The organism is Sphingomonas sp. SL1004 (genome assembly GCF_057815015.1).
On the sequence record NZ_JBYMUX010000001.1, the window covers coordinates 1,129,379 to 1,153,278 of the forward strand.

General features: G+C 65.2%; 13 protein-coding genes. 8 read left to right on the forward strand and 5 right to left on the reverse strand.

Features of this window, described 5'->3' with window-relative positions:
- Positions 1–38: 38 nt before the first annotated feature.
- Complete coding sequence (locus tag AC3D24_RS05015; RefSeq protein WP_489028763.1) at positions 39–2,510, forward strand: PhoX family protein; 2,472 nt, start codon at positions 39–41, stop codon at positions 2,508–2,510.
- Positions 2,511–2,542: 32 nt separating this feature from the next.
- Here AC3D24_RS05015 and AC3D24_RS05020 read toward each other — a convergent pair whose 3' ends face one another.
- Together AC3D24_RS05020 and AC3D24_RS05025 are read right to left on the reverse strand one after the other, a co-directional pair.
- On the reverse strand, positions 2,543–3,559 hold the full coding sequence (locus AC3D24_RS05020) for a LacI family DNA-binding transcriptional regulator (RefSeq protein ID WP_489028764.1): 1,017 nt from the start codon (positions 3,557–3,559) through the stop codon (positions 2,543–2,545).
- Between the two features lie 7 nt (positions 3,560–3,566).
- Entirely contained in the window at positions 3,567–4,805 is a 1,239-nt protein-coding gene (locus AC3D24_RS05025) for an MFS transporter (protein ID WP_489028766.1), read from the reverse strand.
- 223 nt (positions 4,806–5,028) lie between these two features.
- Here AC3D24_RS05025 and AC3D24_RS05030 point away from each other — a divergent pair, with 223 nt between their 5' ends.
- The 5 genes from AC3D24_RS05030 (at position 5,029) to AC3D24_RS05050 (ending at position 14,115) form a co-directional block, all read left to right on the forward strand.
- The gene (locus tag AC3D24_RS05030) at positions 5,029–7,317 is read left to right on the forward strand and encodes a beta-glucosidase family protein (RefSeq protein ID WP_489028768.1); all 2,289 of its coding nucleotides are present in this window, start codon (positions 5,029–5,031) and stop codon (positions 7,315–7,317) included.
- A gap of 147 nt (positions 7,318–7,464) precedes the next feature.
- Positions 7,465–10,755: a TonB-dependent receptor gene (locus AC3D24_RS05035; protein ID WP_489028770.1), complete on the forward strand. Its 3,291-nt coding sequence runs from the start codon at positions 7,465–7,467 to the stop codon at positions 10,753–10,755.
- 105 nt (positions 10,756–10,860) lie between these two features.
- Entirely contained in the window at positions 10,861–11,592 is a 732-nt protein-coding gene (locus AC3D24_RS05040; RefSeq protein ID WP_489028772.1) for a SapC family protein, read from the forward strand.
- Positions 11,579–12,631 carry a cupin-like domain-containing protein gene (locus AC3D24_RS05045; RefSeq protein WP_489028774.1) on the forward strand — a complete coding sequence of 351 codons (1,053 nt, stop codon included), beginning with the start codon at positions 11,579–11,581 and terminating at the stop codon, positions 12,629–12,631. The genes AC3D24_RS05040 and AC3D24_RS05045 overlap by 14 nt, the downstream gene beginning before the upstream one ends.
- Complete coding sequence (locus AC3D24_RS05050; RefSeq protein WP_489028776.1) at positions 12,628–14,115, forward strand: tryptophan halogenase family protein; 1,488 nt, start codon at positions 12,628–12,630, stop codon at positions 14,113–14,115. Before AC3D24_RS05045 ends, AC3D24_RS05050 begins: the two co-directional genes overlap by 4 nt.
- Positions 14,116–14,165: 50 nt before the next feature.
- Here AC3D24_RS05050 and AC3D24_RS05055 read toward each other — a convergent pair whose 3' ends face one another.
- The 3 genes from AC3D24_RS05055 to AC3D24_RS05065 all read right to left on the reverse strand — a co-directional run bounded on the left by AC3D24_RS05055 (position 14,166) and on the right by AC3D24_RS05065 (position 19,191).
- On the reverse strand, positions 14,166–14,684 hold the full coding sequence (locus AC3D24_RS05055) for a RidA family protein (RefSeq protein WP_489028778.1): 519 nt from the start codon (positions 14,682–14,684) through the stop codon (positions 14,166–14,168).
- Positions 14,685–14,751: 67 nt separating this feature from the next.
- A complete protein-coding gene (locus AC3D24_RS05060) occupies positions 14,752–17,283 on the reverse strand; it encodes a TonB-dependent receptor plug domain-containing protein (RefSeq protein WP_489028780.1) in 2,532 nt (843 codons plus the stop codon).
- 249 nt (positions 17,284–17,532) lie between these two features.
- The gene (locus AC3D24_RS05065; RefSeq protein ID WP_489028782.1) at positions 17,533–19,191 is read right to left on the reverse strand and encodes a flavin monoamine oxidase family protein; all 1,659 of its coding nucleotides are present in this window, start codon (positions 19,189–19,191) and stop codon (positions 17,533–17,535) included.
- 463 nt (positions 19,192–19,654) lie between these two features.
- Between AC3D24_RS05065 and htpG the strand changes: the two genes are divergently transcribed.
- Together htpG and AC3D24_RS05075 are read left to right on the forward strand one after the other, a co-directional pair.
- Entirely contained in the window at positions 19,655–21,589 is a 1,935-nt protein-coding gene (gene htpG, locus AC3D24_RS05070; RefSeq protein ID WP_489028784.1) for a molecular chaperone HtpG, read from the forward strand.
- A gap of 78 nt (positions 21,590–21,667) precedes the next feature.
- Positions 21,668–23,899, forward strand: a complete 2,232-nt coding sequence (locus AC3D24_RS05075; protein WP_489028786.1) for a glycoside hydrolase family 3 N-terminal domain-containing protein — start codon at positions 21,668–21,670, stop codon at positions 23,897–23,899.
- Position 23,900: the final 1 nt, after the last annotated feature.

A 23,900-nucleotide genomic window follows, 5' to 3' on the forward strand; every position in this document is an offset into this window, starting at 1 on the left:
GATACGACACCGCATTCTCATTCCCGGGGGAACACAGCATGACGTTCGAGACCATCTATACCGACGGCGATATCGAGACCAATCCGACCAGCACGCCGCATATCAACCACCTGATCGAGGCACGGTACTCGCGTCGCCAGACGCTGATGGGGGGCATGTCCGCGACCGCCGCAGCGGTGTTCGGCGGCATGCTGCTCGCCGGGTGCGACGACGATGACGACAATGGCGCGAGCCCGGTCACGGTGACCGCGACCGCAGGCGGCAGTTCGTCGGCAGGGCGCGTGGCGACTTTGACCGGCGCGGCGATCGGCCAGGTCGACAGCGTGAGCTGGACGCAGACCGCCGGCCCTGCCGTCACCCTCGCCGGCGCCACCACCGCCACCGCGACGTTCGTCGTACCGGGCGCTGCGGCAGGTACGGTCTTGAGCTTCCTGTTCACGGCGGTCTCGGCGGGCAGTTCGGTAACCGCGACGACCAGCGTGACGGTTGGTGCTGCTTCGCTGGGCTTCACAGCGGTTGCGAAGAGCCTTGCGGATGTCGTTGCAGTACCGACTGGATATGCAGTGACGGTGCTGTACCGGCTCGGAGATCCAATCGGCAGCGGCGTCGCGGCGTATGCGAACGACGGCACCGACACGACATTCTCGAAGCGGGCGGGTGATCATCACGACGGGATGAGCTATTTCGGGCTGTCCGCCAGCGGCACGCCGGACGCGAACGGCAACACGCGCGGGCTGCTCGTGCTGAATCATGAGAACATCACCCAGGCCTATCTACATCCGAACGGCGCGACCACGACGGCAGGTGTTCGTCCCGAAGCAGAGGCGCTGAAGGAGATGGAATGTCACGGCGTTTCGGTGATCGAGGTCAGCCGTGCGGCCGCCTGGAGCTATGTCACGACGTCGTCGTTTAACCGCCGTATTACGCCGCTGACCCCGATGAGCTTTTCGGGACCGGTACGCGGCGCGGACAGCCTCAAGACGAAGTATTCGCCGGACGCCACTGCGGGTCGCGGTACGATCAACAATTGTGCCAATGGTACAATGCCTTGGAACACGTACCTGACTAATGAAGAGAACTGGGTCGGGTATTTCAAGCGGGAAGTCGGCGACGGCGTGCGCCGGGCGGCAAGTGGCCCGGTCGGGGTGAAAGCCAACACCTCGCTCGCGCGTTATGGCAAGAGCGAGAGCAACACTGGCGGCAATTACGGTTGGTCGACGGTGACGCCGGCCGACACGACCAGTACCGCCTATGCCCGCTGGAACATCACTGCGCAGGCCGGCGCGCCTGACGACGGCACGGGCGATTTCCGTAACGAGATCTTCCAATATGGCTGGGTGGTCGAGATCGATCCGTTCGATCCCGCCTCGACCCCGCGCAAGCGGACTGCGCTCGGCCGGATGAACCATGAGGGTTGCCAGATCGGCCGGACAATCGCGGGCGTGAAGCCGGCATTCTACATGGGGGACGATGCTCAGAACGAATATATCTACAAGTTCGTATCCGAAACGCCTTGGTCGGCGGCCGATGCGACCGCGGCCAACCGGCTCGCGATCGGCGACAAATATCTCGACAAGGGCACGCTGTATGTTGCCAAGTTCGCCGCCGACGGCACCGGCCAGTGGCTGCCGCTGACGTACAATGTCGGACCGCTGACGGCCGCCAACGCCGCCTACCCCTTTTCCAGCCAGGTCGACGTGCTGATCAACACGCGGCTTGCGGCCGATGCGCTCGGTGCGACGCGGATGGACCGGCCGGAATGGACCGCGGTGAACCCCGCGACCGGCGAGATGTACTGCACGCTGACCAACAACTCGTCGCGGACCGTGGCGACGGCGGATGCGCCCAACCCGCGCGCCTATGTCGATCCAAAGACCACCGGGGGGCAGACCACCGGCAATGCCAACGGCCATATCATCCGCCTGCGCGAAACCCGCGACTCGTCCGAGGCGACGACGTTCGCCTGGGACATATACGCATTCGGTGCGGGCTCGGATCTGGATGCGACCAACATCAATCTCTCGGGGCTGGATGCGACCAACGACTTCTCGTCGCCGGACGGCCTGTGGTTCGGCCTGCCGAGCAACGCCTCGGGGACGGTCGCGCCGGTGATGTGGATCGAGACCGACGACGGCGCGTACACCGACGTCACCAACTGCATGCTGCTCGCCTCGGTGCCGGGGATCGTCGGTGACGGCACGACGCGGACCGTGACCAACACCATCGGCGCGAACACCGGCACGGTGGCGACGCGGATCGGCAAGGCACCGGGCACGACCCTGCGCCGCTTCCTGGTCGGGCCGAAGGAATGCGAGATCACCGGCATCCACTCGACGCCGGACGGTCGGTCGCTGTTCGTCAACATCCAGCATCCGGGCGAGAATGGCGGGCCGACCAACATCACCAGCAGCTGGCCTGCGAACCAGGCTGGTACGGTGACGACGCCGTCACGGCCGCGGTCGGCGACGATCGTGATCACCAAGAATGATGGCGGCGTGGTCGGGCTCTGAACGGCTCCGGGCGTTTCGGTACCGGTCCGCGGTCAACGCGGGCCGGTGCTGGAGCGTTCGACGAAGCTGTAGGGGAGTTGCAACGAGTGTACGCTGCGGATGGTGGCCTGCGGATAGGCCGGGTCGACCAGGATATCGATCGCGGCGGCGGCGAGGTCTGCGTTGGGCTGGCGGATGGTGGTGAGCTGTGGCCACGCCATCCGCGCGATCGGGGCGTCGTCGAAACCCGCGACGGAGAGCGATCTGGGAACGGCGATATCCATCCGCGCGGCGCTGACCAGCACGCCGAGCGCCATCTCGTCGTTGGCGGCGAAGATCGCGGTCGGACGGTCGGCACCGGCCAGGATCGCCTCGCCGGCGGCCATACCCGAGCGGAAGGTGAAGTCGCCCGCCTGCACCCAGTCGTCGCGGATAACCAGACCGGCGTGCGCCACGGCGTCGCGGAACCCGGCGAGGCGCTGGCCCGAGGCCGAATGCGAGGCGATGCCCTGGACGAAGGCAATGTCGTGGTGGCCTAGCGCGATCAGATGGTCGGTCACGTCGCGGGCCGCCTGGTAGTCGTCGATATACACCGCCGCCGAGACGTCGTCCGCAGCGGTCGAGCCGAGCTTGACCGCGGGGATGCCGCGTGCGGCGAGAAGCTCGGTAAGTTCGACCCAGTCGCAGACCGGCGGCGTCAGGATCACGCCGGCGAGATGCAGCGCTTGGAGCGCGTCTGCCGCATCGTCGAGCCAGCCCGGCGCCGACCGGTCGATCCGCTCGACCACCAGGTGATAGCCGTGATGGCGACAGCGGGTGATCGCTCCGAGCTGGACATCGGCGGCATAGCCGGATGCGGGATCGTCGAAGAACAGCCCGATCAGGAACGAGCGCGAACTCGACAGGCTGCGCGCGTGGGCGTTGGGGCGGTAGCCGAGTTCGGCGACCACCTGCAGGACGTGATCGCGGACGGCGGCGCGGACATGCGCTTCGGCGTTCATGACGCGCGACACCGTCTTGGGCGAAACGCCCGCCGCCGCCGCGACGTCCTTGATGGTTACCGAGCTCATGATGGGTCTATACGCACGAGGGCCGCCGTCGCCACCACGCGAACGCCGCGATGACGATATAGCAGGCACCCGGCAGCAGGAACGACGGTGTCAGCCCGACCGCGTCGGCGATCACGCCGGTCAGCAACGGTACGATCGCGCCGCCGACCACGACCATGCACAACAGCATCGAGGCATAGGGCGCGGTGGCGTGATCGTCGGGCAGCGAGAGCGCGAAGATGGTCGGGTACATCACCGCGTTGCACAGCCCGACCGCGAGCAGGGCAGCGGCGGCGACCGGTCCGTGCAGGCCGACCGCCATCGCCACCAGCAGCGCCGCGCCGATCGCGCAGCCGAGCAGCATCGCCGGTGCGCCGAACCGGGTCAGGAACCGCGCGCCGAGCAGCCGCCCGACCATCGCGCCGGCCCAGTAGAGGCTGACCAGCTGCCCCGCCGCGACCGGAGAAACGTCCAGGATCGCGGGCATTGCGAGATATTCGACGAGCAACGTGCCGATCGTGACCTCCGCACCGACATAGGCAAACATCGCGCCGCCCCCCGCGAGCAAGCGGCGGTTCGACAAGACCCCGCGCAGACCCGACAGCGGCACCCGACGCGGGGCGGGCATCGCATGCAGCAGATCGCGGCGGCGCAGGAACGCGACGGCCAGCACCAACGTCACCAGCGCGACGATCAGGAACGGCAGGACGAGGCGGACATGCCCGGCGATGTCGATCGCCTGCGTCCGCCCGGCGTCGAGCAGCAGCGTCGCACCGCCGAGCGAGGCCAATACGGTGCCGAGCGAATTGAAGCCCTGGAGCAACGTCATCCGCGACACCGCGCGGCGCGCCGGTTCGACGACGGGCACGACGATGTTGCCGGCGATCTGCAGGAACGTCACGCCGCCCGCGAGCGCCAGCAGCGCCAGCAGCACCGCGGCATAGCTCGGCGACACGAGCGATCCCGCCAGCAGGACGCAGCCGATCGCCATCACCAGCAGCCCCGCCGCGATGCTGCGCATATAGCCGAACCGGACGACCAGCGCGGTGATCGGCAGCGCGAACAGCAGGTAGCTGGAATGGAACGCGAACTGCACGAGGAGCGAGCGGGTATGGTTCAGCCCCTCGATCATCCGCAGCCGCGGCACCAGCAGGCCGACCAGCGAATTCAGGAAGCCGCCAATGAAATAGATGCCGATGCAGAGCTGGAACAGGCGCGTCGCGCGCTGTTCATCGTCGATGTCGGTGCTGTTCACGGCGCTGGTCACGCGGCCATCCTAGGGTGGTTCGGTGTTTAACGAAATCCGCTGTGTTGGTTCGAGGAGACCATCATTCACGCCCCTTTGTTCTCCCGCAAAGGCGGGAGCCCAGCCTGAGTCCCCGCCTTCGCGAGGAAACAAGGCCAAGCGCAGTCGCCATTGACATCGATGTCGGACTTCGCGATCACGCTCGCAAGCTGCGGCCAAGACGTGGCAGGGGAGGATCGAAACCATGACCATTCGAGTCGCGCGCTATGCCTGCGCGCTGCTGAGCTTCGTGTCGCCAGTCGCGCTCGCCGCGCAGAGCGCACCGATACGCGCCACTAGCGCGCAGACGCCCGGCGCGTGGACCGACACCGCACGAACACCCACGGAGCGCGCCGACGCGCTGGTCAAGGCGATGACGCAGGCCGAGAAGCTCGCCTATGTTCACGGCTTCTTCCCGCCGATGGCCAAGCCGCAAGCACCTGACATGATCCCGTCCGCCGGCTATGTCCCGGGCGTCCCCCGGCTCGGCATTCCGACGTTGCGCGAGAGCGATGCGTCGCTCGGCGTCGCCAACCAGGTCGAGCAGCGCAAGGGCGACGTCGCGACCGCCCTGCCCGCTAGCCTTGCCACTGCCGCCAGCTTCGATCCCGACATCGCCTATGCCGGTGGCGCGATGGCTGGGGCCGAGGCTCGTGCAAAAACCTTCAACGTGCTGCTCGCGGGTGGTGTGAACCTGACGCGGGATGCGTGGAACGGGCGTAATTTCGAGTATCTCGGCGAGGATCCGCTGCTGACCGGGATCATGGGCGGCGCATCGATCCGCGGCGTGCAATCGAACCACATCGTCTCGACGATCAAGCATTTCGTGCTGAACAGCCAGGAGACTGGCCGCGCGATCCTGGACGCACGAATCGACCGCACCGCGCTGCGCGAAAGCGACCTGCTCGCGTTCGAGATCGCGATCGCGGAGGGCAAGCCGGGCTCGGTCATGTGCGCGTACAACCGGATCGATGGCGATTATGCGTGCGAGAACAAATTCCTCCTGACCGACGTGCTGCGCGGTGACTGGAAATACCCCGGCTTCGTCATGTCGGACTGGGGTGCGGTGCATTCGACCGAGAAGGCGGCGAATGCGGGGCTCGACCAAGAATCCGGACAGGAACTGGATTCGAAGATCTTCTTCGGCAAGCCGCTGGTCGATGCGATCGCCGCCGGGCGTGTCTCGACCGCGCGGTTCGACGAGATGGTCCACCGCATCCTGACCGGCGTGATAGCCAGCGGGCTTTACGACCACCCGACGCCGGCCGCCGCGCAGACGATCGACTATGCCGCGCATGCCGAGGTCGCGCAGCGGGCGGCAGAAGCGGGCATCGTGCTGCTGAAGAACACCGGCGACGTCCTGCCTCTCGCCAAGACTGCGCGCTCGATCGTCGTGATCGGCGGACATGCCGATGTCGGCGTCCTGTCGGGCGGTGGATCGTCGCAGGTGCGCTCGGTCGGCGGCGTCCCGATCGAGATTCCGCTGAAAAGCGGTGCCGCGGCGTCGTTCGCACGGATTACCTATCATGCATCCTCGCCGCTACGCGCGATCCAGGCGCTCGCTCCGCAGGCCAAGGTCAGCTTCGTCGACGGCAGCGACCCCGCCGCCGCGGCCGCCGCGGCCCGTGGCGCCGACATCGCGATCGTATTCGCAACACATTGGCAGACCGAAGCTCAGGACACGCCGTCGCTGTCGTTGCCCGACGGTCAGGACGCGGTGATCGACGCGGTCGCCGCCGCCAATCGTCATACTATCGTCGTGCTCGAGACCGGCGGCCCGGTGCTGATGCCGTGGGTCGACCGCGTGCCGGCGATCGTCGAAGCCTGGTATCCCGGCCAGCGCGGCGGCGAGGCGATCGCGCGCGTCCTGTTCGGCGATGTCGATGCATCGGGCCGCCTGCCGATCAGCTTCCCGCGGACGATCGACCAGCTGCCCCGCCCTCGCCCGGTCGAGTCACCGAACGGCAGCACCAAGAGCGACGCATCGGCGAATGCCGGCGCGGGGGATGCGGCTGCGCTGGCCGCGTACCCGGTGACGTATCAGGAAGGTGCGGACGTCGGCTATCGCTGGTACGCGATGCGCAAGGATCGCCCGCTGTTTCCGTTCGGGTACGGGCTGAGCTATGCCAAGACGCGTATCGCCAAGGCGCGGTTCGTCGGCGGCACGGCTGCCAGCGTGACGTTCGAGGTGACCAACCAGGGCACGCGGGCCGGGACGGTCCTTCCCCAGCTTTATGCGACGTTGCCTGACGGCGGTGCGCCACGACTGGTCGGCTGGGCGCGGCGCTCGCTGCGGGCGGGCGAGACCGCAACCGTGACGATCAGCGCCGATCCGCGCATCCTGGCACGGTGGAAAGAACGCGGATGGCGGGTCGCGGGTGGCGCCTATACGCTGACGCTCGCAACCGATGCCGAACACCCGGTCGCGACTGGCAAAGTCACGCTCGATGGCCGGTCGCTGCGGAGCGCGCGTGCTGCTTTAGACACACAGTAAGACAAATCGAACATCGACGGACAACGGTGTCACAATCTGTATCATACTGTGATTGACATCGTTGTCGGCTGATAGCACGATCTGGGAACGCGGGGTTACACCGCCAAGAAATTACCGGCGGGGACGTGCCGGTCAGGGAGGATGATTATGAGGGGTTTCACCATCACGTCGGCGTTCGCGCGCTCGACATCGGCGATCGCGCTGGTGGCCGGACTGGCGATGCCGTCGCTGGCCGGCGCGCAATCTACGTCGGCACAGGCGGCGCTGGCACCGTCGGGCCCGCCGCAAGCTCTGCAAGGCACGCCGCAGGCCGATACCTCGGCCGGTCCGGTCTCGCAGGAAACCGGTGCAACGGCGACCAATGCGATGCCGGACCAGCCGCCCGCGGACGAGATCGTCGTCACCGGCGTCCGTGCCTCGCTCGAGCGGTCGATCGCGCTGAAGCGGGATTCGTTCGGCGTGGTCGATGCGATCTCCGCCGAGGACATCGGCAAGTTCCCGAACACCAACCTCGCAGAATCGCTTCAGCGCATCACCGGCGTTTCGATCGACCGCGTGAACGGCGAAGGCTCGACGGTCACGGTCCGCGGCTTCGGCGCACAATATAACCTCGTCACGCTCAATGGCCGCCAGCTCGCGACCTCGAACGTCGTCGCGGTCGGCGGCGACCAGGGCGGTGACGGCGCCGGCGGTTTCGGTCGCTCGTTCGACTTCGCCAACCTCGCCTCGGAAGGCGTCAAGACGCTGGAGGTCTACAAGACCGGCCGCGCGGCGATTCCCTCGGGTGGCATCGGCGCGACGGTCAACATCGTCAGCCGACACCCGCTCGACGCGCGCACCCCCGGGATCAACGGCTCGATCGGCGCCAAGGCGAGCTACGACACGAGCGCGGACGACTGTGTCGACTGCGGCAGTCACGTGACGCCTGAAGTGTCGGGCCTGCTGAGTTGGAGCAACCCCGACCAGCGCTTCGGCGTGTCGCTGTTCGGCAGCTACCAGAAGCGCAACTTCAGCGTGCCGAGCCAGGCGAACGACGCCTGGAACATCCGCACGCTCTCGGATTTTCTCAATCCCGGCAACGGCTTCGTCAACGCCGCGACAAAGATCAACAACCTGCCGACCAACAGCAACGTCCTGGTCTCGGTGCCGAACGACAGCCGCTATCACTATTCGGAGGACAGCCGCGAGCGGTTGAACGGCCAAGCGGTGATGGAGTTCAAGCCGACCGACTCGCTGACGCTGACCGCCGACGCGCTGTTCGCGCAGTTGAAAGCATCCGAGCGGCGTTCGACCCAGTCAAACTGGTTCAACCGTCCGTTCGACGAAGTGACCTTCGACGATGCGAGCAACGGCATCGCGACGACCAAATATCTGCACGAGACGATCAACGGCGTGAAGGACGAAGCGTTCGAGCAGGCCTACCGCGCGCAGAAGAACCAACTTTACGACTTCGGCGGCAACATCAAATGGGACGTCACCGACAAGTTCTCGCTCGCACTCGACGGCCATATCGGCAAGGCGGACAGCACGCCGGACAATCCCAACGGCAAGACCTCGACCACGGTCGCGTTCAATGCGCCGGTCATCGCCGCGCATTCGCTCGACTGGGGCACCAACGGCTTCCCGGTACAGACGCTCGCCATCAACGATCGTACCACGAGCACGACGCCGACCGGCCAGACCTTCGTCAAGGGTAACGGCAACGGCGTGGTCGACATCGGCGATCTGTCGAGCGCGATCCAGCGCGAGTTCGCGTCGACCCAGTCGCAGCGGATCAAGGAAATCCGTCTCGATGGCGGTTATGATCTGGGAGGTGGCAGCCGGTTCGACTTCGGCGGCGACTACCGCGAGACCAAGACGCGCCAGACGCAGTACAACACCCGCCAGGTGCTGGGCGACTGGGGCAATTCGCTGCCGCCCGACATCGAGCGCGTCGCACCGGGCCAGGTGTTCCAGTTCTGCACCGCGTGCCAGTTCAATCACAATGATGCGAACCCGGACGCGAACACGATGGTCGCCTTCCGCACCGAAGACGCAACCAAGCTCTACAACTCGCTGTATAGCCACTATATCGGCATCACGAACGATGGCGTGAACCATCAGCTCAACATCGATGCGAACAACGACAACCGCGTTCGCGAGAAGATCTGGGCGGTGTACGGCCAGGTCACGTGGAGCGGCCAGTTCGGCGGCATGAACGCCAATCTGGTCGCGGGCGCACGGTTCGAAAGCACGCGGGTCAGCGCGACTTCGCTGCAGCCGGTGCCACTCGCCATCGTCTGGCAGGCGGACAACGATTTCAACATCCTGAACTCGGCCGACCGGCAGGCGATCTCGTCGAAGGGCAGCTACAACAACCTGCTGCCATCGATGGATTTCTCGGTCGACCTGACCAGCACGCTGAAGGGTCGCCTGTCATACAGCAAGACGATCGCGCGGCCGCCTTATGGCACGCTGTTCGCCTCGACCGGGGTCGGCGCGCCGCCGCGGCCGTCCGCAATCGGCGGCACTGCGACCGGCAATTCGAACAACACCGATCTCGATCCGCTCAATTCGGACAATTTCGACGTGTCGCTCGAATGGTATCCGCGCAAGGATGTGTATCTGTCGGTCGGGTTCTTCGACAAGCGGGTGCACAACTTCATCGGCAACACGCAGGTCAACCGCAACCTGTTCGGCCTGCGCGATCCGACATCGGGGGCTGCCGGCACGCGATCGGGTACGGCCAAGACGCAGCTGACCGACGTCTTCCGCGCGGACATCACCGACGTGAACCTGTTCACCTACACCGCCGTCCTGCAGCAGAACAACGGCAACGTGGCCGCCGCCAATGCGCAGTTCGCGCAGCATTACAATGCGGCGACGCGCTCGCTCGATCAGGGGTTCGTCGACCAGACTTTGGCGGCGGTCGACATCCTTGCCGATGCGAACGATCCGCTGTTCAACTTCTCGGTCAACACGCCGATCAACAACAAGGATGCCGAAATCTACGGCGCCGAGATCGCCGGGCAATATTTCCTGGGCGATACCGGCTTCGGCGTGGCGGCGAGCTATACACTGGTCCGCGGCAATATCGGCATCGACGTAGCGGCGGACCCGACCGTCGATCTGTTCGCGCTGGTCGGTCTTTCGGACACCGCCAACGCGACGCTGATCTACGAGAAATACGGCATCTCGGCGCGCGTCGCGTATAACTGGCGCGCGAAGTTCCTGACGCAGATCAACCGCGACAGCTATCGCAACCCGGTGTTCACCGCGCCGTACGGCCAGGTCGACGTCAACGTCAGCTACGACATCACGCCGCGGATCGCGGTCAGCGTCGAGGGCATCAACCTGTTCGAGGAAGGCGTCCGGACCTATGGTCGCGACAAGATCAACACCTGGTTCCAATCGGAAGGATCGGCGCGGTATCTGGCCGGCGTGCGCTATCGTTTCTAACGTCGTCGCCAGAGTGTGATCCACTCGACGTCAATGCGAGAAGGCCGCTGTACGGCGGCCTTCTTCGTGTAGACTATTCCCCTCATCCTCGGCACGAGTTGAAGCATGTCCGGCCCCATCCTGCTTAACCCCGTCCTGCTTAACAATGTGGACCATCATGACCTGCGCGTCGTCACCGCGGCGGGCGCGGCGTGGGGCGATGGCGTCAATCAGGTGGCGGTGTTCCCGACCGAATTCGAAGCCTTGTCGCGCGACTATGCGATCGTGTTTCGCCGCGATGCCGACGGCGCGCTGGAAGCGCGGGCGCTGCTCGGGCTGGAGCGCGGCGAGAACCTGTTTCTCGAGGACGACCACTGGACCGCGCGCACGGTGCCGGCGCTGATGCAGCGCGGACCGTTCTCGATCGGCGTGCCCGCCGGCGGCGCCCCCGGCGAACCGATGATCCATATCGACGCGTCCGATCCACGCGTCGGGCGTGACGACGGCGAGCGCATCTTCCTCGATCACGGTGGCAACGCGCCGTATCTGGACCGGGTCGGCAGCGTGCTCCGTTCGATCTATGCCGGGCGACAGATCATGCCGGCGATGATCGATGCGTTCGCCGAGGCCGAGCTGTTCGACGAGGTGACGCTCGAACTGGCCTATGGCGACGATCGCCGCCACGTCATCCCGGATGCGATCACGCTGTCGGCGGAACGGTTCGCCGCGCTCGACGGCGCGGCGCTCGCCCGGTTGCACGCGGGCGATTTCCTGCGGTGTGCAGTGTGGCTGATCTCGTCGCTCGGCAATCTACCGGCCCTGCTCGACCGCAAGCTGGTGCGCGATGGCCGACGCTGACGCCGTGATCTCGCGGGCGACCTGCCGGGTCAGGACGATCGAGAACGTCGCGATCGACGCCATCGCGGTCGGCGAACTTGTCGAGCAAGGCCGTCCGGTCCTGCTGAAGGGTGCGGCGCGCGACTGGGCGCTGGTACAGGCCGGGCTCGACTCCCCTGCCGCCGCCGCGGCGATGCTGCGCGAGGCCGATGCCGGGCTGCTCGTCGTCGGCTATGTCGGCGCGCCTGCGATCCGCGGCCGGTTCCATTATACCCCCGATGCGACCGCGATGAACTTCGCCAGCGAACGCGCATCGCTCGGGCAATTCCTCGATCGCATCCTCGGCACGCTGGACGATGCGGATGCGCCGTCGATCTATCTCGGCTCGACCGACCTCGACACGTATTTTCCCGGCCTGCGCGCGGCGAACGACCTCGTCCCGTCCGACGGCACTTTCACCGCGCACCCGCCAGTCGCCAGCATCTGGATCGGCAACCGCACGACCGCCGCGACGCACTGGGACATGTCGAACAACATGGCGGTCTGCGTCGCCGGCCGACGCCGTTTCACGCTGTTTCCGCCCGATCAGGTCGGCAATCTCTATCCCGGCCCGATCGAGCCGACGCCTGCGGGCCAGGTCGTCAGCATGGTCGATCTCACAGCACCCGATCTCGACCGCTATCCAAAGTTCGCGGACGCGATGGCCGCGGCCGAAGTCGCCGAACTCGAACCAGGCGACGTCCTCGTCTACCCGGCGCTGTGGTGGCATCATGTCGAGGCGCTGGCGCCGTTCAACATCCTGGTGAACTATTGGTGGAATGCCGCGCCCGACTATCTCGACACGCCGATGACCACCCTGCTCCACGGCCTGCTAAGCCTGCGCGGACGGCCCGATCACGAGAAGCAGGCGTGGCGCGCGATCTTCGATCATTATCTGTTCGCGCCGTCGGAGCAAGCGGCCGGACACTTGCCCGAGGCGGCGCAAGGCCCCCTTGCCCCGCTCGACGCGATGATGGCGCGGCGGCTCCGCGCCCTGGTCGCCAACAGGATCAACCGATGACCCAAGTCCCCCGCAAACGCGTCGTCATCGCCGGTGGCGGCACCGCCGGCTGGATCGCTGCCACCGCGCTGATCCGCCAGCTCGCCGGCCTGATCGACGTCACGCTGATCGAATCCGACGAGATCGGCACCGTCGGTGTCGGCGAGTCGACCATTCCGACGATCCGCACCTTCCACCAGTTCATCGGCGTCGACGAAGACGCGTTCGTCCGCGCGACCAACGCGACCTTCAAGCTGGGCATCGCGTTCGAGAACTGGGACCGGATCGACCAGCGCTATTTCCACGCGTTCGGATCGGTCGGCCGGTCGACCTTCGTCGCGGCCTTCCAGCATTTCTGGCTCGAGGCACGTGCCCGCGGGTTCGGCGGCGAATATGGCGACTATTCGCTCGAACTGCAGGCCGCCGCCGCCAATCGCTTCGCGCTCGATCGCGACCAGACGCTCGCCTACGCCTATCATCTCGACGCGACCGCCTACGCGAAGTTCCTGCGCGGGATTGCCGAACCCGCCGGCGTGCGGCGCGTCGAGGGCAAGATCACCAGGGTCGAGCAGCATGGCGAAACCGGCAAGATCGAGACGCTGGTCCTCGCATCGGGCGAACGCATCGACGGCGATCTGTTCATCGACTGCTCCGGTTTCCGCGCGCTGCTGATCGAGGATACGCTGAAGACCGGGTTCGAGGACTGGACGCACTGGCTGCCGACCGACCGCGCGTTTGCGGTGCAGACGACTGCGACCGAAGCGCCCGTGCCGTTCACGCGCGCGATCGCGCACGGCGAAGGCTGGCGGTGGAAGATCCCGCTCCAGCACCGCGTCGGCAACGGCCTGGTCTATTCGAGCGCGCATTTGTCCGATGACGACGCGCGCGCGCGATTGCTGGCGGGGATCGATGGCGAGCCGTTGTTCGAGCCGCGACAGTTGCGCTTCACCAGCGGGATGCGGCGGCGTGTGTGGAACGGCAATTGCCTGTCGCTCGGGCTCGCCAGCGGGTTCGTCGAGCCGCTCGAATCGACCAGCATTCATCTCGTGATGGTCGCGGTGACATGGCTGATCCAGCATTTCCCGTTCGGCGACGACAGTGACGCGCTGGCGGAACGCTTCAACGCGCGATCACGTCGCGAATGGGAGCAGGTCCGCGACTTCATCATCCTGCATTATGCGCTGACGCACCGCGACGACACGCCGTTCTGGCAGTCGCGCCGGACGCTCGACATTCCCGAAAGCCTCGCAACGCGGATCGCGCTCTTCCGCGAGGCGGCGATGGCGTATCAGGATCAGGACGAGCTGTTCCGCACGGACTCATGGGTCGAGGTGATGCTGGGACAGGGTGTGATCCCGCAGGCCCATCACCGCCTGCCTGCGACGATGCAGACGACACAATTGCAATCCGCGCTGACCGACCTGAAGCGCGGGATCGCCGCAAAGCTCGACCATCTGCCGACGCACGCCGAGTTTCTCAGGCGATACGCGCCGGTCGCAGCGTAAGGATCGTCCGAAGCCCGGACCGAACAGGCCGGGTTTCGGACGGCCTGTGGTTACTTCGCCGCGGTCGCCTCGATCTCGACGAGGAACGCCGGGCCCGCCAACGCCGCGACCTGCACCGTCGATCGCGCGACGGTGTTCGGGTTCTCGGGCGTGCCGAAAAACATCTTGAAGGCATCGTTCATGCCGGCAAAGTCCATCTTGCCGCCAAGCTTGGGGTCGCCCGCGACGAACACGGTGAGCTTGATGATGTCGCTCATCGCATAGCCCTGCGCGGCGAGGATCGTCTTGATCTTGGTGAACACGCTGATCGTCTGGGTCTTGGTATCGCCGAAATCCGCGATCGTCAGGTCCGCCGGCGCAATCTTCTTCGACGGATCGACCTGCGCCGCGAGTTGCCCGCTGAGGTACAATGTCGTCGCGCCAGCCGGCACCGTCACGCCCTGGAGGATCAACCCCGGCGGGGTGTTGGCGTGGCGTACCACTACAGGCTTGGTTGCGGCACTGGCCATACCAGGCATCGCCAGCGCACAGGCCAGCGCAGCGGCAATCGTTGCGGTCGTCATCTTCATGCATTTCTCTCCCGAAACATACTCGAATGGTTCGGGCGCAGGCAGCACGCCACCCACGCCCGATCTCTTAGAAGCTTACGTTGACGCGGGCATAATAATAGCCGCCGTTGATCCCGTACGGGCTGAACGTCAGCGGTGCGTCGAGCTGGTTGCCGCCGCCGACGAGCGTGTTGTTCAGCGTGCCGGGGACCAGGCCGATCGTCGGCGGACGCTTGTTGAAGACGTTGTTCGCACCGATCGAGAATTCGAGATCGTCGGTCGCCTTGAAGTTCAGTTCGACGTCGCCGATGAATGCGGTGCCGATCTTCTGCGTATAGAACACGCCGCCGTCCGGGCTGTATTTCGACGAACTCTTGCCATAGACCGTCCCGCGCAACGTCATCGAGAATTTGTCGATCGAGTAGAAGGTCGATCCGATGAGTTTGACGCGCGGTGATGCGGTCTCGATATTGGCGCGGGCACCATCGTCGAACAACAGGAGTGTGCCGAGCGCGGGCGGCGCGCTGGCGAGCTTGGTAATCTTGGTCTTGTTGTAATTGCCGGACAGCGTCCACGTCGCCTTGCCATAATCGCCGAAGTCGCTGGCATAGCTGGCGACGAGATCGAAACCGCGGGTGCGGGTGTCGGCACCGTTGGTGAAGATGTTGATGCCGGTCTGGCTGACGGTGGAGTCGAGAACGTTACCATTGGCCCGGATCGCGGCGGTCACGATCGGGAAGTTGGTCGCGCCGCCGCTGCCGAAGATCGAGCCTGTGCCAAGGATGCGATCCTCGATCTTCACCTGATAGGCATCAAGCGTGATCGTCAGCCGCGGCACCGGCCGAATGACGGTACCGAGGCTGTAGTTGGTCGACTTCTCCGGCTTCAGATTGGCAAAGCCGATGAGCTTTGCCGCCGCGGAGTTCGCTGGCAACTGCACGAATGCCGAGGTCGGCGAGACGTTCGTCGCGGAGTAGAAAGACTCCGCCAACGTCGGTGCACGGAAGCCGGTCGAGAAGGTGCCCCGCAGTGCGAACGCATCCGAGAAGTCGTAGCGGCCGGTGCCCTTGTAGATAAACTTGCTGCCGAAATCGGAATAATGCTCGTACCGACCCGCGACGTCGACCTTCAGGCCTTCGACCGGCATGAGGGCGATATCGACATAGGCGGCTTCGGCTTCGCGACCGTTTACGCCCGCATCGGAGGCGCGGAAGCCGGGATAGGACTGGCCGCCTTCCTTGTAGGTCGAGGCGGCGTCGCCAGCACCGATCTCGTAGACGTTCTTGCGGTACTCGCCACCGAAAGCGAGGTTTAGCGGTGCGGCCATCCCGACTTCGAACTCACGCGTGAAATCGGCGTTGGCGGTGAATTCACTCGATTTGAAGAAGCCGTTGTAGAAGGTCGTCGGGGTGAAACCGGTATCCGCGTAAAGCGAGGCATTGGCGGAATTGACGGTGTAGATCTCGTTCTTGTCCTGCCCGAACGTCGTCGACAGGTCGTAGTGGAAGCCGCTGGTATCACCGCGCACGCCACCGGTGAACGCCATGTCCTCCTCGCGGATCTTCTCACGCGGAGAGAAGCCGTTGACCGGGCTGTCGCCTTCGGGGTCGAAATAGGTCGTCACGCCCGCCACGGTGCGCGACACGCGGGTCGGCACGCGGACATTCTCGTACGCGCTGGCGATGCGACGCGAGAAGGTGCCGAAGCTGTAGACCTCGACATCGCCGAAATCATAGCCGGAATTGAACTGGAGATTGGTCAGTCGCGACTGCGCATCGCCGCTGATCTTGTTGACGTACGGGAAGCCCGACATGCCCGGATAGAGGCTCTGCTGGACCGCGGTGAGCGACGGGTTGGTCGTGCTGGTCAGCAGATTGCCGTTGATGTCGGTGACGCGGCGATCGAGTCCGCCGACCTGGGTAAAGTCGTGATAGCGATAGAAGCCCGTGACGTTGATGAAGCCGTCTTCGCCGAGCTTGGTCGCGAGGTGCAAGGTGCCGGCATAAGTGCGGCCGCCGGTATCGTAATTCTCGCCTGCGGTCGCGTAGCCGTCGCCGCCTTCCTTGTCGTCCTTGAGGATGATGTTGATGACGCCGGCGATCGCATCCGAGCCGTATTGGGCGGCGGCGCCGTCCTCCAGCACTTCGATGCGCTTGATCGACGAGGGCGAGATCAGGTCGAGATCGGCGGTTGCCGCGCCCTGATAGGGTCCGCCGAGGACGGCGAGGTTCGAGGTACCATGACGTCGCTTGCCGTTGATCAGCACCAGCGTGTGGTTCGGGCTCAGCCCGCGCAACCGCGCCGACAGCGTGAGGTTTGCGGTGTCGCCACCGAACGCCTGTGCGGTGAACGATGGCACGAGTTGGGTCAGGACCTGGTTGAGGTTCGGCTGGCCGACATGGCTCATCAGGTCGGCATCGAGCACCTTGATCGGTGCGGCGCTCTCGGCGGCGGTGATGCCGGTGGCGCGCGTGCCGGTGACGATGATCTCGTCGCCCGGTGTGGCTTGCGCGGACGCCTGGCCCGCGGCTTCGATGGCCTGGGCATGCGCGGCAACGGTCGAAAGGCTTGCGAGCGCCACGATGAGTGCGCCACGTGAAATGCTGCTAACGGTCTTCATAAGGATTCCCCCCTTATTGATGATCGCCTTCAGACATCTCTCCCAAATTGTACGATGATCTTAGTCACCTGTACGCGTTTCATCATTCTCGTAACGCAAGTTTACGAACCACAAGGCCCAGTATTGTTATTGGTCGGCATAAGCATGGTTGCGGTGATTTATTGGCAACGCAACTGATTCGACGCCGTATTGAAACCGTATCGTCACTATTTATAGAATCGTTACTTTAGAGCAACGATCCGCAAGCGATTATGCCGCGCGACGGGTCCGCTCGGTCGAGGCCTGCGCGGCGACACGGCGGGCGAGCGCCATCACCTGACCTTGCGCGGACTGGATTCCCCCCTCCTGCCAGCCCGGCGTCTGGCTGAGCGCGGCGGACGCGAAATACACGCGGCCGTCGGGCTTCTGCAGCAGGCGGAAGCTAGGCGTGTCTATATGCCCCTCCTGCCGACCATTCGCGCTGCCCGCATTCCAGTCGGGCCACGGCCCCAGGCTGTACGGGATCTTGTGCCAGTTCACCGCCAGCCCGTTGACCAGATCGGCGCCATGCCCCGGATGCAACCGGTCTATCACGCCCCGCGAGAAGGCGATCTGCTCGGCGATCGGCCGCTTGGCGAACTCCGCCGCGGCTGGCCCGGAGGAGTAACAACCGAGCAGCATGCCGCGCTCGGAGTGGAGGCCGGCCGAGGGGTACCAGATCAGCGTGGTCGGTCCGCCGACGAACGAGATGCCGCCATAGATCTGTTCGCGCTCCCAGAAGCGCGGGCTCTCGAACGCGACCTTGTTCGAATGATCATAGACGACGCTCGCGATCGTCTTCTTGAGCGCAGGCGAGAAATCGGTGTCGATCGTCGCCAGCACGGGGAACGGGATCGTGCAGATGATATAGTCCGCCGCGATCGTCTGGACGACATCGCTCGCCTTGTCGCGGTAGACCACGTCGACGCCGCGTGCGGTGTGGCGGATCTTCGTCACCTCGGCACCGCGGATCGCCGGGCGGCGCAGATTGCGATCGAACCCGGCGTGAATCCGGTCCATGCCGCCGACCGGTTCGAACATCGTCGCCTGCATATAGAGATTGTCTTCGAACAATGTCATCGGCAGCCGTTCGTTGGCGAGTAGCTGGTCGAGCGGGACCGCACTACCTGCCGACGAGAAGGTCACGCCCGCACCGGGGGCCGCGCCAAAGCCTGATCGCTCGGTCCCGGCAAAGGCGTAATCCTCGCCGAGATCGCCGTACGCCTTGAGGAACGGCATGAGCTTCTGCTTGTCCGCCGCGGTCATTGCCTGATCGAGCGAGCCCTGGTTGATCGCCTTGGCCAGAAGTTCGGCGATATGGCCGCGCATGTCGTTGATCGCGGTCCGCATCCGGATCTTGCTGCCATTCTCACCCATCACATAGGCAGAGCGGCTAGAATTCACCTCGACTTCGAGTGGCACGCCGAACTTCTTGGCGTATCCGATCAGGCCCTGGTGAAAGCTCGGGATCCGTGCCGGCCCTGCATTGAAATAGATGCCGTCGGAGAATTTCGCGGTCTGCGTCTGCTCGCCCATCATCTCGATCTTGTCGCCGTCGCGCACCGTCCAGGCTCGCCCGCCGACCCGGTCTCGCGCCTCCAGCAACGTCACCTGGAAGCCCGCCTGCTCCAGTTCGTACGCGGAGGTGAGGCCTGCGATCCCCGCGCCGAGCACGACGACGTGAACGCCCTTGCCCAGGGTCGGCGTCAGCGTCGCGATCTCCTCGCCGTGCGCTTCGCCGATCAGGCCGCCGGTCAGCCCCAACGCCTGCATTGCGCCAAGCGTCGCGCCGAGCCCCCCGATCAGGCCAAGTCGCTCGAGTGCCGTCCTGCGTGAAATCGCCGTTCCGTCGGTAACCGAAGCTGTGTGTGTCGTCCTGCGTATGATCATCGAGGCCCCCGAAAACGGCACCCCTCCCCAGGGTCTGCCGAGTGTCAGAAACACCGTCGGGTCCAACCCGCCGGCGGCCTTTCGCGATCATCCTCCCCCGATCAGTGACGATGGACGGCAAGCTACGAGTGGGAAAGAGCGCCATCGCCCTCCCCCACGCGGCGTCTCGGCCCGTTGCATCTTTTGACTGAACGAGTCGGATTGAACAGTGGAATGAATTGTAACGCAACTGAAATCTTACATTATTCTGACAGCATATCACGCAACAGTATATTTACGCGAACCCCCGAGGCATTACTAAGCTGCGTTTTGCTATATTTGACCGTTGCGCGCCGTATCCCTCGCCGGAGCTGCTGAAAGCCGATTCAAACGCAGGCCCAGTCCGTACGCGGCCTCTTGAATTCGGTTCGGTGCCCGGCCAACTCTCGCCCAGCGAATTCCAACGAAAGATTCTCCGGACACCATGACCAGCGAGACCATCCCACCGACCCAAACCCCCTCCACCGACGCCGGTGCGCCGGACGTTCCCGCCCCCGCGACCCACGCGTTCGAGGCGGATGTCGCGCGACTGCTGCACATGATGGTGCACTCGGTCTATTCCGATAAGACCGTGTTCCTGCGCGAGCTGATCTCGAATGCCGCCGATGCGTGCGAGAAGCTGCGCTACGAGGCGTTGAGCACGCCAGACCTGCTGGGCGCCGAGACCCGCACGCACATCGCGATCACGCTCGATCCCGATGCGCGGACGCTGACGATCGAGGACAATGGCATCGGCATGACCGCCGACGACATGGGCGAAGCGCTTGGCACGATCGCACGCTCGGGCACCAAGGCGTTCATGGACCGGATCGCTGCCTCGAGCGGCAGCGAGGGCGCGCAACTGATCGGCCAGTTCGGCGTCGGTTTCTATTCCGCGTTCATGGTTGCGGCGAAGGTCGACGTGGTATCGCGCCGCGCTGGCGCAGACACCGCGTCGGTCTGGTCGTCGGATGGTCTCGGCACCTATACGATCGCGCCCGTCGACACCGCCGAGGCACCGCCACGCGGTACCCGCGTCGTGCTGCACCTGCTCGAGGACGCGACGTCCTTCACCGATCGATACACCGTCGAGCGGCTGATCAAGGACCAGTCGGGTCACGTCCCCGTTCCTATCACCCTGCGCGAAACGCCCGACGCCGAGCCGGTCGACATCGCCGATGGCGCCGCGCTCTGGACCAAGCCGAAGTCGGAGATCAGCACGGAAGACTATGCCGATTTCTACCGCAGCGTCTCTGGCCAGTTCGACGAGCCTGCACTGACGCTCCACTACCGCGCGGAAGGGCTGCACGAATATTCGGTGCTGGCCTTCGTGCCGGGTGCCAAGCCATTCGACCTGTTCGATCCCGACCGCAACGGCCGGATGAAGCTGTACGTGAAGCGCGTGTTCATCACCGACGATGCCGAAGTCCTGCCGCGCTACCTCCGCTTCATGCGCGGACTGGTTGATTCATCCGACCTGCCGTTGAACGTCTCGCGCGAGATGATCCAGGAGAGCCCGATGCTCGCCGCGATCCGCAAGGGCGTGACCGGTCGCGTGCTGGGCGAACTCGACAAGCTCGCGACGCGCGATCCTGAGGCCTATGCGAAGATCTGGGAGAATTTTGGCGCGGTCCTCAAGGAAGGGCTGTACGAGGATTTCGAACGCCGCGAACCGCTGCTCAAGCTCGCGCGGTTCAAGACCACGACGTCGGCTGGCGCATGGCGTTCGGTCGCCGACTATGTCGCGGCGATGAAGGACAACCAGACGGCAATCTATTACGCGGTCGGCACCGATCTTGACCGCCTCGAAGCGTCGCCGCAGCTCGAAGGGTTCCGCGCCCGCGGGATCGAAGTCCTGTTGCTGCCGGATTCGGTCGACGGCTTCTGGGTGACCGCAGGCATCGACCATGACGGCAAGCCGTTCAAGTCGGTCACGCAGGGCGCCGCCGATCTCGGCCTGATCCCGCTCGTCGATGGTGGCGAACAGCCCAAGTCCGATGCCGCCCCGGAGGTCGCGGACTTCATCGCGTTCGTGAAGACGACGCTGGCGGACGCTGTGTCCGACGTGCGCGTTTCCGAACGCCTCACCGACAGCGCGGTCTGCCTGGTTGCGGCGGACAGCGGCATGGACCGCCAGCTCGAACGCATCCTCGCCATGAGCGGGCAGGCGCCGCCCGTGGCCAAGCCGGTGCTCGAGATCAACCCGACCAACCCGCTGGTCGCGAAGCTTGCGGCGCTCGGCGATGACGAGGCGAGCTTGCGTGAGGATGCCGCACACCTGCTGTTCGACGAAGCGCAGATCGCCGATGGCGAGCGCCCGGTCGACCCGCGCGCATTCTCGGCTCGTCTTTCACGCCTGTTTGATCGCGCGCTGGGGTAAGCGCCTCGACCACGGTTCCACAGATTTGCGGAACCGTGGTCCAGCGACTAGTCCGTTCCAAAGACTTAGGAGCAGGACATGTCGCCCATTCTAGACCGCCGCCAGATGCTGACAGGCGGCGCGGCCATTGCCGGTCTGTCGCTCGGTTCGACCGCGGCGTTTGCGCAGAGCGACCGGATCGAGAGCCTGATCGTCAGGATGACTCCGGCTGAAAAAGCCGGCCAGCTCAGTTGCTTCTCCGACCAGATCCGCCCGATCGGCGTGCCGTTCAATCCCGGCCTCGCCACCGGCGGCGCGGCCGAACAGATCGCGCGGATCAAGACCGGGCAGATCGGCATGCTGTTCAACGGCGTCGGCTATGCGGGTGCCAAGGCCGCACAGGATGCAGCGCTTGCCACCCGGCTCAAGATCCCGCTGCTCTTCGGGGGCGACGTCATCCACGGCCTGCGCACGGCGTATCCGCTGCCGATCGCCGAGGCCTGCGCGTTCGATCCCGACCTTGCCGAACGTACCGCGCGCGCCGCTGCTCTGGAAACCACCGCGCTCGGCATCCATTGGACGTTTGCGCCGATGGTGGATGTAGCGCGCGATCAACGCTGGGGCCGTGTTGCGGAAGGATCGGGCGAGGACCCGTATCTCGGTATCCAGCTGGCACGTGCGCGCGTCCGTGGTTTTCAGGGTAACGACCTTCGCGATCCGACGCGCGTGGCCGCGTGCGCCAAGCATTTTGCAGCGTACGGCGCGGTTTCCGGCGGCCAGGACTATAACTTCACCGAGATTTCGCCGGCCACGCTGCACGAGGTCCATCTTGCGCCGTTCAAGGCGGCGGTCGACGCCGGGGTCGCGACTTTGATGAGTGCATTCAACGAGATCGACGGCGTTCCTTCCAGCGGCAATCATTGGCTGATGACCGATCTCCTGCGCGGCGAATGGCGGTTCCGGGGCATGGTCGTCGGCGACTATACCGCGGACGAGGAACTGATCGCGCATGGCTATGCCAGCGACGGCCGCGATGCCGCGAAGAAGGCGTTCATGGCGGGCATGGACATGGCCATGCAGTCGAACCTGTTCAATCTGTGGCTGCCCGACCTGGTCGAGAAGGGCGAAGTCCCGCTCGCCCGGCTCGACGAAGGTGTCCGCCGTGTGCTGCATCTGAAGGACGCGATCGGGCTGTTCGACAATCCTTACCGCTCGGTCAGCCAGAAGGCCGAGCGCACCAGCGTCTCGACACCGGCGATGCTGAAGCTCAGCCGCGAGGCCGGCGCGCGTTCGATCGTGTTGCTAAAGAACGATGGCAACCTGTTGCCCTTGAAGAAAAACCCCGGCCGTATCGCGCTGATCGGTCCGTTTGCGGAGGACCGCAAGAACGTCGTCGGCACCTGGGCGTTCATGGCCGACGAAAAGCTCAACGTGTCGATCGCGCAAGGCCTCCGCGCGCGGGGGCTGACCGTCACGACGGCGCCGGGTTCGGACATCGAGGCCCCCCTGCCCGGCGGGATCGCCGCAGCCGTTGCCGCTGCGCAAGGCGCGGACCTCGTCCTGCTCGCGGTCGGCGAATCGCAGCTCATGTCGGGCGAGGCGCAGTCGCGCACCGAGATCACCATCCCTGCCCCGCAGATGGCGCTCGCCGAAGCCGTTGCCGCGACCGGCAAGCCGGTCATCGTCCTGCTCCGTCACGGCCGCGCGCTCGCGCTCCACGGCGCCGTCAAGGACGCGCCCGCGATCGTCGCGACCTGGTTCCTTGGGTCCGAAAGCGGCAACGCGATCGCCGACGTGCTGTTCGGCGACGTGAATCCCTCCGCCAAGCTGTCTGCCAGTTTCCCGAACGAAAGCGGTCAGGAGCCTTATTTCTACAACCACAAGAACACCGGCCGCCCGGCGCCGGACACGGGCAGCCAGGAATACAAGTCGCGGTATCGCGAGACGAAGAACGAGGCGCTCTACCCGTTCGGCCACGGCCTGAGCTACACGAGCTTTGCGGTCTCGAACGTCGTCGTGCCGGCGCGGATGACCGATACGCTTGCCGTCACGGCCACCGTGACCAACACTGGTGCGCGGGCCGGTGATGAAGTGGTGCAACTCTACATTCACGACCGGGTCGCAAGTCGCACTCGCCCGGTCCGCGAGCTGAAGGGGTTTGCGCGCGTCTCGCTGGCGCCCGGCGCATCGAAGCGCGTGACGCTGACGGTGGAGCGCGAGGACTTGCGGTTCTGGGAAGATGGCGATTGGGTCGTCGAGCCGGGCATGTTCGACGTGTGGGTCGCGACCAGTTCGATCGATGGCGAGAAGCGAAGCTTCGAACTCGTTTAAC